At 62.7% G+C, this 12,630-nt stretch carries 11 protein-coding genes; 5 read left to right on the forward strand and 6 right to left on the reverse strand.

Features of this window, described 5'->3' with window-relative positions; genetic code table 11:
* Nucleotide 1 precedes the first annotated feature (1 nt).
* From DSOUD_RS01840 to nifJ, 5 genes are all read left to right on the forward strand, one after another.
* Entirely contained in the window at nt 2-1,366 is a 1,365-nt protein-coding gene (locus DSOUD_RS01840) for an ATP-binding protein (protein ID WP_053549396.1), read from the forward strand.
* Nucleotides 1,363-2,115: a response regulator transcription factor gene (locus tag DSOUD_RS01845; protein WP_053549397.1), complete on the forward strand. Its 753-nt coding sequence runs from the start codon at nt 1,363-1,365 to the stop codon at nt 2,113-2,115. Before DSOUD_RS01840 ends, DSOUD_RS01845 begins: the two co-directional genes overlap by 4 nt.
* Before the next feature lie 376 nt (nt 2,116-2,491).
* Nucleotides 2,492-3,763 carry an acetate kinase gene (locus DSOUD_RS01850; protein WP_053549398.1) on the forward strand — a complete coding sequence of 424 codons (1,272 nt, stop codon included), beginning with the start codon at nt 2,492-2,494 and terminating at the stop codon, nt 3,761-3,763.
* A 53-nt stretch (nt 3,764-3,816) separates the two neighbouring features.
* Nucleotides 3,817-4,008, forward strand: coding sequence for a ribbon-helix-helix protein, CopG family (locus DSOUD_RS01855; RefSeq protein WP_053549399.1), 192 nt, complete (start codon nt 3,817-3,819; stop codon nt 4,006-4,008).
* A 170-nt stretch (nt 4,009-4,178) separates the two neighbouring features.
* Nucleotides 4,179-7,736, forward strand: coding sequence for a pyruvate:ferredoxin (flavodoxin) oxidoreductase (gene nifJ / locus DSOUD_RS01860; RefSeq protein WP_053549400.1), 3,558 nt, complete (start codon nt 4,179-4,181; stop codon nt 7,734-7,736).
* A 141-nt stretch (nt 7,737-7,877) separates the two neighbouring features.
* On the opposite strand, the gene DSOUD_RS01865 is transcribed toward nifJ, so the two are convergent.
* From DSOUD_RS01865 to DSOUD_RS01890, 6 genes are all read right to left on the reverse strand, one after another.
* Nucleotides 7,878-8,852: a quinone oxidoreductase family protein gene (locus tag DSOUD_RS01865; RefSeq protein ID WP_053549401.1), complete on the reverse strand. Its 975-nt coding sequence runs from the start codon at nt 8,850-8,852 to the stop codon at nt 7,878-7,880.
* A 27-nt stretch (nt 8,853-8,879) separates the two neighbouring features.
* Nucleotides 8,880-9,689 (reverse strand): sulfite exporter TauE/SafE family protein, encoded by an 810-nt coding sequence (locus tag DSOUD_RS01870; RefSeq protein WP_053549402.1) that lies wholly within the window; start codon nt 9,687-9,689, stop codon nt 8,880-8,882.
* 16 nt (nt 9,690-9,705) lie between these two features.
* On the reverse strand, nt 9,706-10,632 hold the full coding sequence (locus DSOUD_RS01875) for a malonate decarboxylase subunit epsilon (protein WP_053549403.1): 927 nt from the start codon (nt 10,630-10,632) through the stop codon (nt 9,706-9,708).
* A gap of 61 nt (nt 10,633-10,693) precedes the next feature.
* The gene (gene mdcB / locus DSOUD_RS01880; protein ID WP_082351009.1) at nt 10,694-11,572 is read right to left on the reverse strand and encodes a triphosphoribosyl-dephospho-CoA synthase MdcB; all 879 of its coding nucleotides are present in this window, start codon (nt 11,570-11,572) and stop codon (nt 10,694-10,696) included.
* 46 nt (nt 11,573-11,618) lie between these two features.
* A complete protein-coding gene (locus DSOUD_RS01885; protein ID WP_053549404.1) occupies nt 11,619-12,275 on the reverse strand; it encodes a GntR family transcriptional regulator in 657 nt (218 codons plus the stop codon).
* A 78-nt stretch (nt 12,276-12,353) separates the two neighbouring features.
* On the reverse strand, nt 12,354-12,614 hold the full coding sequence (locus DSOUD_RS01890; protein WP_341475715.1) for a biotin/lipoyl-containing protein: 261 nt from the start codon (nt 12,612-12,614) through the stop codon (nt 12,354-12,356).
* Between the last annotated feature and the right edge of the window lie 16 nt (nt 12,615-12,630).

Raw genomic sequence — 12,630 nt, forward strand, 5'->3', positions numbered from 1 at the left:
TATGCGCCTGGCACTCAAACATCAGATCATTCTCGCTCCGGCCACCATCCTGCTGTTGATGACCCTTCTTCTCAGCTTTCTCCAGTACACCTACTGGGACCTGTCGGTGAAGCGTCAGGAAGCGCGGAGGCTCGGAACGGTCTTCATCGCCCTTGCCGAGGCCGATCTGGCAACGCAGCGAATGCAGGGCTTTGCGCAGCACCTCGGTCGCGACCCCTATCTTGAGGTCGGCAGCCTCGCGGAAGTGACCGAACTCTACCGCTATCTCTCCGCGGCGCTGCAGCGCATCACCGAGTTGCTCCCCCTCCCCGATCAGACCCTCGCCCTGCTGAAGCAGGCGCAGTACGATCTCAATCCCGAAAACGGCCTGGACGCCCAGCGGATTCTCGATGCCGTCGCCCTGCTCCGTCCCCAGCTCAGCACCCTGGCCGAGGCAAGCCAGAATCAGCGGCAGAAACTGCGCGGCGTACACAATCAGGACATCGATGAACTGGTGGCCCGTACCGCCTTCGTCTCCATCGTCGTTCTCGGAACCGCCATCCTGGTGGGGATCTTCCTCTCCCTCTATTTCGCCCGCCGCATTCTGCGGCGGATTCAGAGCCTCTCGGAAAGCGCCGGCCGCATCGCCGCCGGCGATCTCTCTCCCCCCACCCCGCCGCCGAAGGTGCGCGACGAACTCGACGGCCTCACCCTCTCCATCAACCGCATGACCGAGCGCCTGATCCGGGTCGTCGGAACGGAAAAGCTCCTCGAGGGAGCCGAGGAGGAGCGGCGGCGCATCGCCATGGACATTCACGACCAGACTCTTTCCGATCTCTCGGCGATCCGCCGCGATCTCGAGGGGATCGACTGTCCCGGGGCTCCCGCCCTCGCCGAGGATCTGCAGCGGGCCATGGCCAATCTGCGGGAGGTGATGGACGATCTTCACCCCCAGACCCTCGACATCCTCGGTCTCGGCGCCGCCCTTCAATCGCACCTCGAGAGCCACCTCGCCAAGGGAACCCTCCCCCGGTACCATCTCTACAGCGCCCCGGAAGTCGAGACTGCCGGCCTTTCCCGCCTGGCTCTCCTCTCCCTGTACCGCATCGCCGTCGAGGCGATTCACAACGTCATCAAGCACGCCGGCGCCAGCCGCTACGAGGTCAACCTCGACCGCCGCGGCGATACGGTCGTCCTCTCCGTTGAAGACAACGGCACCGGCTTCGAACCGGCAGAGCGCTTCGGCCGCGGAGGACGCGGCCTTTACAACATCCGGGAGCGGGCCCGGGGGATCGGCGCCACCGTCGCCTGGAGCCCGTCGCGGTTTTCGACGGGGACCCGCTTTGAACTGACCCTCCCTCTCGAAGGGGAAAAGGAGACCCGATGAAAACCCTCACCATCCTCATCGCCGAGGACAATCCCAAGGATTTCGAATTTCTCGAACAGATCCTGCGGGAATGGGACGAACCCTTCCTTATCGAGCGCGCTCACAACGGAAAGGTGGCCCTCGAGATGGCCCTCCGGGAAGAGCTGCCGCTGGTGGTCAGCGACATCCAGATGCCTGAACTCAACGGCATCGAGTTCGCCCGGGAACTGTGGGAGAAAAAGCCCGAGGCGCGCATCGTCCTGTGGAGCCAGTTCAAGGACGAGATGTACGTTCGCTCCCTGGCGCGGATCGTCCCCCCCGAAACGGTTTACGGCTACATCCTCAAGTCCAACCCCCGGGAGCGGATTTCGACGGCCATCCGCACCGTTCTCATTGACGACCAGTGCTGGGTCGACCCCGAGGTCCGCAAGGTACAGGGTCGGACCGGACACAGCCAGACCGCCCTCTCGGACATCGAGTACGAAGCCCTGGTCGACATCTCCCTGGGACTCACCGACAACCTCATCGCCCAGCGTCGCTATCTTTCCCGGCGCGGGGTGCAGAGCCGCCTCAATTCCCTCTACAACAAGCTCGGCCTCGACCAGGAACAGTTCCACGGCGAAAAATTCGGCGAGGCCTTCAATCTGCGCAACCGGGCGGTGGCGCTGGCGGTTCGCCGTGGCCTGATCAATGCCTTCGAGCTCGAGCATGAGGAAGAGGAGCTGCAGGGGTGGCTCAAACGCTTCAAGGCGACGCAGCGCCACGACTGACGGATTCCTCCCTGAAGGAGGCGACGCACCGAGGCAGCCGTTATAACCAAAGGCCTGCCACTCCAAGGAGTGACGGGCCTTTCGTATTTCAGCTGCACCAATCAATGGTATAAGGATCTGACCACTTACCGCAATTTGCCTCTGGCGAATCGGGACAAGGGGAGGTTTCCCCTTTAATGCGGAGTCTTTCGGCCCTGGCGAAGGGGAAGTAATATCTGTGATATATGGTACTTAGGGCTAATTTCCCCCGCGGTTTCCATTTTTCCGACACTTATTGCTTGACACCGGTATACGGCATGTTTTAGCTTGGCAAAGTGGTCTTACCACATTAGGCGAATGCCGCTGTACCTCAGTCCGCTTCCAAGGAGTTGATGCCATGAAAATTCTCGCCCTGAACTGCGGCAGTTCCTCCGTGAAATACCAGCTCTTCGACTGGCAGCGCAAGGAAGTCATCGCCAAGGGTATGGTGGAGCGGGTCACGATCGAAAATTCCTTCATCGTGCATGAGGTGCCGGGGCGGGAGACTTTCCGCCAGGAGCATGAGTGTCCCGATCACAAGGTGGCGGTGCAGCTGATTCTGAAGACTTTGGTCGGTGCCGCCCATGGGGTCATCAAGGATATTTCCGAAGTCTCGGCCGTGGGGCACCGCGTGGTCCACGGCGGCGAGAAGTTCGCCAGTTCGGTGGTCATCGACGACGCCGTCCTGAACGCCATCAAGGAGATGCAGCACCTGGCGCCCCTGCACAACCCTCCGAATATCGCCGGGATCGAAGCCGCCCAGGCGGTCCTTCCCGAAGTTTCCCACGTCGCCATCTTCGATACGGCCTTTCACCAGACGATGCCGAAACACGCCTTCACCTACCCCCTTCCTTACGAATGGTACGAAAAACACGGAGTGCGACGCTACGGATTCCACGGCACCAGCCATCTCTACGTCTCCAAGCGGGCGGCGGCCATTCTCGGCAAGGACCCTGCCGACTGCCGACTGGTCACCATGCACATCGGCAACGGCGTCTCCCACTGCGCCATCAAGGGAGGAATCTCCATCGATACCTCCATGGGACTGACCCCCCTCGAGGGGGCGGTGATGGGGACGCGCTGCGGCGACATCGATCCGGCCATCCCCGCCTTTATCATGGAACGCGAGGGGCTCACGGCCCTGGAGCTCGACTCCTGCCTCAACAAGAAGTCGGGGATACTCGGTATCACCGGCGCCTACACCGACCGGCGCGACGTCATCGCCGCCGCCGAAAAGGGGTGCGAGCGCAGCCGGCTGGCCATCGAGATCGAAGGGTACCGGCTGCGCAAGTACGTCGGGTCCTACGCCGCCGCTCTCGGCGGCCTCGACGCAGTGGTCTTCACTGCCGGGGTCGGCGAAATGAGCCCTCTGGTGCGGGAGAAGACCCTCGAGGGACTCGAGTTCCTCGGCATTCATCTCGACCATGAAAAGAATCGCCAGACCATGACCCGGAAGCGCGAGACGATCATCACCAGGGCCGATTCACCGGTCAAGGTCATCGTCATCCCCACGGACGAGGAGCTGGTCTTTACCGAAGACGTGGCCGCCATCCTCGCCGGGACCTACACCGACCACATGCATTTCGAATACTCCTTCAGCCGCCGGGACTTCGCCCGCCAGGCCGCCTGAAACCGAGAAAAAGATCGAGGAGTCTGTCGACAGGCTCCAAGGGAGGCAGAGTTATGGGACGCACCGTCAAGCAACCGAAAAAGTTCATCGTCTCCTGTCGCGTCGACGACGAGGAGATGCGCCTTCTCGTCGAACGCGCCAGAAGCAGCCACACCAGCATCTCCGAACTTCTGCGCCGCAGTCTCGAGCTCTGCGAAGAGCATCCAGCTTTAGAAAAACGCCACGCCAGCGCCACCTACGCATAATCCCCAACGAAATTTCAACGCAGAGTCGCAGAGGGCGCTGAGGACGCAGAGAAAACCTTCAATAAGGTGTTTCTCCGATACTTGCCCTCTCTGCGCCTCCCCGTCTCGGCGTCAAATGGCCTTTGGTCAGGCGGACCCCGTCCATCCATTCAAACGCAAAGGAGTACCCGATGTCCCGGAAAATGGTCACCATCGACGGCAACACCGCCGCCGCCCACGTCGCTCACGCCACCAACGAGGTCATCGCCATCTATCCGATCACCCCCTCTTCGGTGATGGGGGAGATCTCCGACGCCAAGAGCGCCGTCGGCCAGAAAAACATCTGGGGGACGGTCCCGAAGGTCGTGGAGATGCAGTCGGAAGGGGGGGCTGCCGGAGCCGTGCACGGCGCTCTGCAGGCCGGCGCCCTGACCACCACCTTCACCGCCTCCCAGGGGCTGCTCCTCATGATCCCCAACATGTACAAGATCGCCGGCGAGCTCACCCCCACGGTCTTCCACATCAGCGCCCGCGCCATCTCGGCGGCGGCCCTCAACATCTTCGGCGATCACTCGGACGTCATGGCCTGCCGCCAGACCGGCTGGGCGATGCTCTGCTCCAACAACGTCCAGGAAGTCATGGATTTCGCCCTCATCGCCCAGGCTTCGACCCTGGAGTCCCGCGTCCCCTTCATGCACTTCTTCGACGGCTTCCGCACCTCCCACGAAATCCAGAAGGTCGAAGAATTGACCCCGGACGACATGCGGCACATGATCGACGACGAGCTGGTGCGCGCCCACCGCGCCCGCGCCCTTTCCCCCGAGCACCCGGTGCTGCGCGGCACCGCCCAGAATCCCGACGTCTACTTCCAGGGGCGCGAGACCGTCAACAAATTCTATACCGCCATTCCCGCCATCGTTCAGAAACATATGGACAAGTTCGCTAAGCGCCTCGGCCGTCAGTACAACCTCGTCGATTACGTCGGCGCCGCCGACGCCGAACGCGTCATCGTCATCATGGGTTCCGGCGCCGACTGCGTCGAGGAGACCGTGCTGCATCTCGCCGCCCGGGGGGAGAAGGTCGGTCTGTTGAAGGTCCGCCTCTATCTCCCCTTCCCCCTGGCGCACTTCGCCGCGGCGCTGCCGAAGAGCGTCAAGAAGATCGCCGTTCTCGACCGCACCAAGGAGCCCGGCTCCCAGGGCGAGCCGCTCTACCACGAGGTGCGCACCGCCATCGGCGAGGCAATGGAGGAGGGGATCCTTTCCCTGCCGCGCTACCCGGTCATCGTCGGCGGCCGCTACGGCCTCGGCTCCAAGGAATTCACTCCGGCGATGGTCAAGGCGGTCTTCGACAACCTCGGAAAAGAGAAGCCGAAGAACCACTTCGTCATCGGCATCATTGAAGACGTCACCGGCAGCAGCCTCGACTGGGACGAGACCTTCAAGATTCCGGCGAGCTCCTACGCGGCGATGTTCTTCGGCCTCGGCAGCGACGGCACCGTCGGCGCCAACAAGAACTCCATCAAGATCATCGGCGAGAGCACCGACAACAACGTCCAGGCCTACTTCGTCTACGACTCCAAGAAGGCCGGGAGCATGACCACCAGCCACCTCCGTTTCGGCGGGGAGCAGATCCGCTCCCCCTATCTGGTCGACTCCGCAGATTTCGTCGCCTGCCACATGTTCGCCTTTCTCGAGCAGTACGACATGCTGAAAAACGCCAGGGAGGGGGGGACCTTCCTCCTCAACTCCCCCTTCGGCAAAGACGAGGTCTGGGCCAGGCTCCCCGTCGAAGTGCAGAAGCAGATCATCGGCAAAAAACTCAAATTCTACGTCATCGACGGCGTGCGTCTCGGCAACGAGATCGGCCTCGGCTCGCGCATCAACGTCATCATGCAGAGCGCCTTCTTCAAGATCTCCGGGATCATCCCCGTCGACAAGGCGGTGGAGAAGATCCGCGACGCCATTCTCAAGAGCTACAGCAAGGCCGGCGAGAGGGTCGTGGACATGAACAACCGGGCCGTCGATGCCGGTCTCGACAACGTCTATGAGGTCGCCGTTCCGGCCCTGGCCGACAGCACTCTTTCCATGAAGCCCGGCCTCGGAGCAGAGGTTCCCGCCTTCGTCCGCAACACCCTCGGGCCGATCATCGACGGCCTCGGCGACGCCGTCCCCGTCTCGGCCATGCCCTGCGACGGCACCTTTCCCACCGGCACCGCCAAATACGAGAAGCGCAACATCGCCATCGAAATCCCCGTCTGGGACACCGAGCTCTGCATCCAGTGCGGGATCTGCTCCTTCGTCTGCCCCCACGCCACCATCCGCATGAAGGTGATCGAGCCGGCCGCTCTCTCCGGCGCCCCGGCAACCTTCAAGTCCTGCGACGCCCGGGGGAAGGAGCTTGCCGGCAAAAAGTTCGCACTGCAGGTCGCGCCCGAGGACTGCACCGGCTGCGGCGCCTGCGTCCACAACTGCCCGGCCAGGAGCAAGACCGTCGAGGGGCGCAAGGCGATCAACATGGCTCCCCAGGTGCCGCTGCGCCTTCAGGAAGCGGCCAACTGGGCATTCTTCCTCGCTCTCCCCGACACCGATGCCGCCCTGATCAACCGCGGAAGCCTGAAAGGGAGTCAGCTCCTGCCGCCGACCTTCGAGTTCTCCGGCGCCTGCGCCGGCTGCGGCGAGACCCCTTTCGTCAAGCTCTGCTCCCAACTCTTCGGCGAGCGGATGCTCGTCGCCAACGCCACCGGCTGCTCGTCGATCTACGGCGGCAACCTCCCCACTACCCCCTGGACGACCCGCAAGGACGGCCTCGGCCCGGCCTGGTGCAACTCCCTCTTCGAGGACAACGCCGAGTTCGGCTTCGGCTACCGCCTGACCATCGACAAGTTCAACCAGTACGCCCTCGAGCTCCTCGGCCGGGCCGGCGTCGATTCCTCCCTGGCGGCTGGTATCGCCGGCGCCGACCAGAGCACCCCGGAGGGGATCGTTGACCAGCGCGCCCTCGTCGCCGACCTCAAGAAGGCGCTGGCAAAAAAGGACGATGCCGACTCGAAACAGCTCCTCTCCCTGGCCGACTATTTGGTGAAGAAGTCCGTCTGGATCCACGGCGGCGACGGCTGGGCCTACGACATCGGCTACGGCGGCCTCGACCACGTCCTGGCCAGCGGGGAGAACGTCAACGTCCTCGTCCTCGACACCGAGGTCTACTCCAACACCGGCGGCCAGGCCTCCAAGGCGACCCCACTCGGCGCCGTGGCCCAGTTCGCCGCCGGCGGCAAGCGCATGCCGAAGAAGGACCTGGGGCTCATCGCCATGACCTACGGCAACATCTACGTCGCCAAGGTCTCCCTCTCCAACCCCGCCCAGACTGTCAAGGCCTTCCTCGAAGCCGACGCCTACGACGGGCCGTCGCTGATCCTCGCCTACAGCCACTGCATCGCCCACGGTATCGACATGACCACCGCCGTCGACACCTGCCGGCAGGCCGTCGCCTCCGGCCACTGGCCCCTCTTCCGCTACAATCCGGCGCTGGCCGCGGCGGGGCAGAACCCCCTGCAGTTCGACAGTCCGGAGCCGACCATCTCCTTCTCCGACTACGCCCTCAAGCAGAACCGCTACAAGGTCCTGCAGAAGGCCGATCCCGAGGTTTCCGGCGAGCTCATGGAGCAGGGGAACCGGCTCACCGCCAGCCGTTTCGATCTCTATCGCAAACTGGCGGAGATTCAGACGGGATTCAGCTCCGGGGAATAGCCGGATATTAGACCCCTGGCTTCTGCGTGCCGGGGTTGACGGATGATTGGAAAAATCGGGCAGGAAGACAAAGAGCCTCCAAATCTTGACGATTCGGAGGCTCTTTTTTCATTGCTGAATTGCAGGTCAGGGATCGCCGGTTCAGGGAATCAGCAAGGTCGATCCCGTCGTTTTCCGTGATTCCAGGTCGGAGTGAGCCTGCGCCGCATCGCGAAGGGCATAGGTCTGGTTGATCTCGATTTTGACTGCTCCCGAAATGACGATGCTGAACAATTCGGCAGCACTGGCGAGGAGATCCTCCCGGTTGGCGGTATAGGCCATCAGCGAGGGGCGGGTCAGAAAGAGCGAACCTTTGGCGCCGAGAAGTCCGGGATCGAGCGCTTCGGCCTTCCCGGAAGACTGGCCGAAGTAGACGAGCATGCCGAGCGGCCGCAGACAGTCCAGGGATTTTAAGAACGTATCCTTGCCCACGGAATCGTAGACGACCGACACTCCCCGCCCCTCGGTGAGCTCCTTGACCCGGGCGACAAAATCCTCTTCATGATAGAGGATGGTATGGGTACAGCCATGGGCCTGCGCCAAGGCCGCTTTTTCCCGGCTCCCCACCGTTCCGATAACGGTGGCCCCGAGAGCCCTGGCCCACTGGCAGACGATCAGCCCGACGCCCCCCGCCGCGGCATGCAGGAGAATAGTGTCCCCGGCACGCACGGGATAGGTCCGCCGCAGCAGGTACTGGGCGGTCATCCCCTGCAGCATCATGGCCGCCGCCTGCTCGTCGCTGATCTGCGGCGGCAGTTTGACCAGGCGATGGGCCGGGATCAGCCGCTCGGTGGCGTAGGCCCCGTGCGGTACGCCGGCATAGGCCACCCGGTCGCCAGGCTGCACATCACTGACATCTGCGCCCACCGCCAGGACTTCGCCCGCTCCCTCAAGGCCTAAAATTGCCGGCAAGGGCAGGGGGTAGAGCCCGGTACGATGATAGACATCGATAAAGTTCAGTCCCACCGCCCTGTGGCGCAAATGCACTTCGCCGGGGCCCGGAGGCGCTATGCTGACCTCTTCCCAGCGCAAGACGTCCGGCCCGCCGGTTTCATGAATCCGCATCGCTTTTGCCATGGTGTCACCTCCCTGAGGGTCGAAGAATCAGAAAAAAATAAACCGGGCGCCGACAATCAACTGGAAGACGACCATGAGGCCCTTGAGCTGGGGACGGGGAATGCGCATCGCGATGCGAATGCCCAGGCGGCTGGCCGTAAAGGCGCCCAGGATCATGACCAATGCCGCCAGCGGATGCACCCACCCGGCGCCGGGAATCATGGTTTGCGGGTCATTGAAACCGGCCAGCAGGTAGGAACTCGCCCCCGAGAGGGCGGTGACCACGATCAAGGCCGTGGCCGTGGCGATGGCCTGATGGATCGTGACGCCGAAAAAAACCACCAGCGCCGGGACGACCAGCGTCGTGCCGCCAATCCCGAAGAGTCCGGAAACGATCCCCATCAAAATGCCGGTCAAAACCAATCCAGCTTTATAGCCGGTGGAGGGGATGTGACCCTTAAGGCGCTCCTTGGCCGTGGGGAGATACATCGACGCCGCCACCGCCCAGAGGAAAATGCCGAAACCGAAACGCACCCATCGGTCGTCGCTGACGATCAGTAAATGGGCACCGAATATGGCGCCGAAGATCGTCCCCAAGCCGGTCCACAAAACAAGATTTCGGTCGAGCAGACCATTCTGGCGATGGATGTAGGCGGCATAGGCGCCGCTGAAAATCATGACAAAGAGGCTGGTGGCGACGGCGGTCATAAAGGCTGTGCGCGTGGTTACGCCCTGGGCGAGAAAAATTTGATAGAGAGTCGGCACCATCACGACTCCCCCGCCCACTCCGAGCAGCCCGGTGAGAAAGCCGGCGAAGACGCCGCCGAGAAGAATCGCCATGATCGTCATCAAGGACATCTGTCCACCCCGCCTTCTATCCGCAATGTTTCAGAACCCAGCTTGTCACCCCTTTAAGCGAACGAAATTCATCCACCGAGCGCGCCTTGGCCTCCGGGTAGACGTCCTGAACCATTTTTGTCAGGGCCGTCCCCGGGCCCAATTCGAGAAAGACCCTGCAGCCCATCTCCCAGGCCGCGGCCATGCACGCCGCCCAGTTGAGCGTCTGGGAGATCTGCTGCGTCAGGGCAGCGATGCCCTCCTCGCGGCGCCGAACCACCGCGCCGCTGATCCCTGCCAGAATGGGAACCGGCGGGTTGGTCAGGGCGGAGGCTTCCAGCAGGGAGTGAAAGCCCCGGCCGGCTTCGGCGAGGACCGAGGTATGGGAGGGGACGCCGACCTGCAGGCGTCGCACGGTTTGGGCGCCCGTTTCCAGGGCGAGGGACTCGAGAAGGGTCAGGATCTCCTCGGATCCGCCGACGATGAAATGGTCTGGCCCGTTGACGATGGCCATCTCGGCCCCGGTTTCACGGCAGAGTCCCTCGATCTGGGCACGTCCCAGCCCGCGCAGGGCGGAGAGGCCGGAGGCCGGAGGAGAGGCCGCATCCATCAGGGCCGCCCGCCGGGTTGCCAGGGACAGGGTTTCCTCTGTGCTCAGGGCTCCGGCACAGCCATAGGCGGGGAGCTCGCCGAGGCTGTAGCCGCCGAAGACGCGGGGCGTCGGCAGGCGGTTCCGCAGTGCTGCCCAGGTGGCCAGTTGCAGGGAGGAGATCAGCGGCTGGGCCAGCGCGTTCCGGAAGAGCTCCCGGGGATCCGCTTTCCTGGCCAGAGCATCGGGAGGGCTCCCCAGGAGATTGGCGGAAAGATGGAGAACCTTGCCGGCCGCTTCGTCCCCGTCCAACAGGTCGAACATCTCCGGATGCTGGTTCCCCTGTCCGGAGCAGAGAATGCCAAGCCCTTTCATGCTTCATCCTTTTCAGGGGTGTTTCAAAACGGCTGCGGGCTCGCCGCCGTTTTGCCAGAGCCTAAGATTGCAGGCGGTAAACGAACAGCGTCGCGGCGAGAAGGTCGGCACTCCCCCCCGGGCTGAGATTGAGTGCGACGAACTCGCGATGGATGGCGCCGGCATGAAGCTGCCAGCCGGGACGATGAACCCCGCCGGCGGCGAGAAAGGCCCGGGCCGACTCCTGAGCGAAGGTCAACCCCTGCTCTCCCCCCCGATAGAGAAGGTTCGTATCGGGGAGGACCTCCATCAGAGCGAACAGGCATTGGACCGCGGCGCTGTTCGGGTCGGCACCTTGATGGAGACTTTTTTGCAGCGCCGGCAGGCCGACCTTGAACACGTGGGGGAAACCGGAGGATGCCTCGAGGAGGGCACCCCCGACGCCGTGATTTGCGGCGACCTGACTGCCGTGACTGATCCTGGGCAACCGGGTGCCATGCAGGCGGATGGCCTCCCCCCAGCGCTCACGGACGACTACCGCCAGTGCCTCGTTTTGCAGCGACAGGTCGGCGTTCCGAAGGTGCCCTGCGGCGGCGGCCAAAAGCCCGAGGTTGAAGATCGCCCCGCGATGGGTGTTGACCCCCCGCGTTGCTTTGAGCATCCGCTCTTCGGCAGCGATGCCGAGCTCCTTTAAGGCGGCAAAAGGGGCGTTGCCCATGCCGGCCAGGGCAATCTCGCGGAAATACCCGCGCAGGGAAAAGAGACTGCGGAAAAAGGTGGCGGCGTCCATGTCACTGTGGCTGCCGCTGTCGACAGGGCTGACCAGCCCGGGTTTGGGGTAGGCGCTCAGCTCCTGATGGAGGGACTGCAGGGCGGCCAGGCCGATGGACCGGGGGGAAGGACGATCGATCGGCCGGGGGAAAAACCTTGGGCCGGGATGTGTTTTCGGCTGTTTGTTCATGGTGGTCCTCCCCGGGAAACGACAGGCCTAAACTGAATCCAACCCACTACAGGGTTGAGATCAGATCGGCGAAACGTTCGCCCTGCACGATAATATGATCTTTAAGGAGGTTTGCCGCCAGTTCGCCGTCACCGGTGACGATCGCCATATAGACTTCGGTATGCTCCTCATGGGAGGTTCTCATCCGGTCCCTTACCCGCAGCTGAAGGCGCCGGTAGGCACTCACCCGACGTTTGAGGTTTTTGCATTCGTCGATCAGGAAGCCGTTATGGCTGGCCGCATAGAGGGCGGAATGAAACTCTTCGTTCCGCCGGTAATATTCATCCGGGTCGTTCTTTTCTCCGGCCTCCTTGCAGGCCTGATGGGCTTCAAGCAAGGCATGCTGGTCAGCATCGGTCATGCGCCGGGCAGCAAGCCGCCCGCACATCGCTTCGAGTTCGGCCATCACCTCGAACATTTCGCAGATGCGCTGCGGGCTGACTTCGGCGACGACGGCACTGCGCCGCGGCTGCATGACGATCAGCCCTGAAAAAGCCAGTTGCATCAGCGCTTCGCGAACCGGCGTCCTTGATACCTTGAATTCCGTCGCCAGTTCCGTCTCGTCAAGCGGCATGCCCGGCAGGTAGATACCGGTGGCAATGCGCTCCTCGATTATTTCCCGCAGTCGCTCTGAACGACGTAACGGGATTGGCCCCTTCACCATGGGTGACCTCACGTTTTAAGGTTTCTCGGCATGGCCCCGTGGAGCCGATGTTGAACCGGCCGTAGAGGCTCGGGCCTGTTATTCGATGATCAGAAGGACGTCCCCTGCATTGATGCGGGCACCGGCCACGACCTTGATCGCCGTAACCGTACCGTCGCAGGGGCTGGGAATTGGATTCTTCATCTTCATCGCTTCGCAGACGATGACTTTCTGCCCCTTCTCCACCTTATCGCCGACATTGACGTTTATCGCTTCCACTTTACCCGGCATTCTTGCTTTGATTTCCACAATTAACCTCCTGTGAGTTATTATTCGAGTCAGTTCAAGGACGAAGGACAGGCATAAAAATCCTCCC

The organism is Desulfuromonas soudanensis, assembly GCF_001278055.1.
GTDB lineage: Bacteria > Desulfobacterota > Desulfuromonadia > Desulfuromonadales > WTL > Deferrimonas > Deferrimonas soudanensis.

Excerpts from the sequence above, each read along its gene's own strand:
- DSOUD_RS01885 (WP_053549404.1), bottom strand. The coding sequence starts at position 12,275 with ATGGTGAAGGGGCCAATCCCGTTACGTCGTTCAGAGCGACTGCGGGAA.
- DSOUD_RS01840 (WP_053549396.1), top strand. The coding sequence starts at position 2 with ATGCGCCTGGCACTCAAACATCAGATCATTCTCGCTCCGGCCACCATC.
- DSOUD_RS01850 (WP_053549398.1), top strand. The coding sequence starts at position 2,492 with ATGAAAATTCTCGCCCTGAACTGCGGCAGTTCCTCCGTGAAATACCAG.
- DSOUD_RS01875 (WP_053549403.1), bottom strand. The coding sequence starts at position 10,632 with ATGAAAGGGCTTGGCATTCTCTGCTCCGGACAGGGGAACCAGCATCCG.
- nifJ (WP_053549400.1), top strand. The coding sequence starts at position 4,179 with ATGTCCCGGAAAATGGTCACCATCGACGGCAACACCGCCGCCGCCCAC.
- DSOUD_RS01865 (WP_053549401.1), bottom strand. The coding sequence starts at position 8,852 with ATGGCAAAAGCGATGCGGATTCATGAAACCGGCGGGCCGGACGTCTTG.
- mdcB (WP_082351009.1), bottom strand. The coding sequence starts at position 11,572 with ATGAACAAACAGCCGAAAACACATCCCGGCCCAAGGTTTTTCCCCCGG.
- DSOUD_RS01855 (WP_053549399.1), top strand. The coding sequence starts at position 3,817 with ATGGGACGCACCGTCAAGCAACCGAAAAAGTTCATCGTCTCCTGTCGC.
- DSOUD_RS01845 (WP_053549397.1), top strand. The coding sequence starts at position 1,363 with ATGAAAACCCTCACCATCCTCATCGCCGAGGACAATCCCAAGGATTTC.
- DSOUD_RS01870 (WP_053549402.1), bottom strand. The coding sequence starts at position 9,689 with ATGTCCTTGATGACGATCATGGCGATTCTTCTCGGCGGCGTCTTCGCC.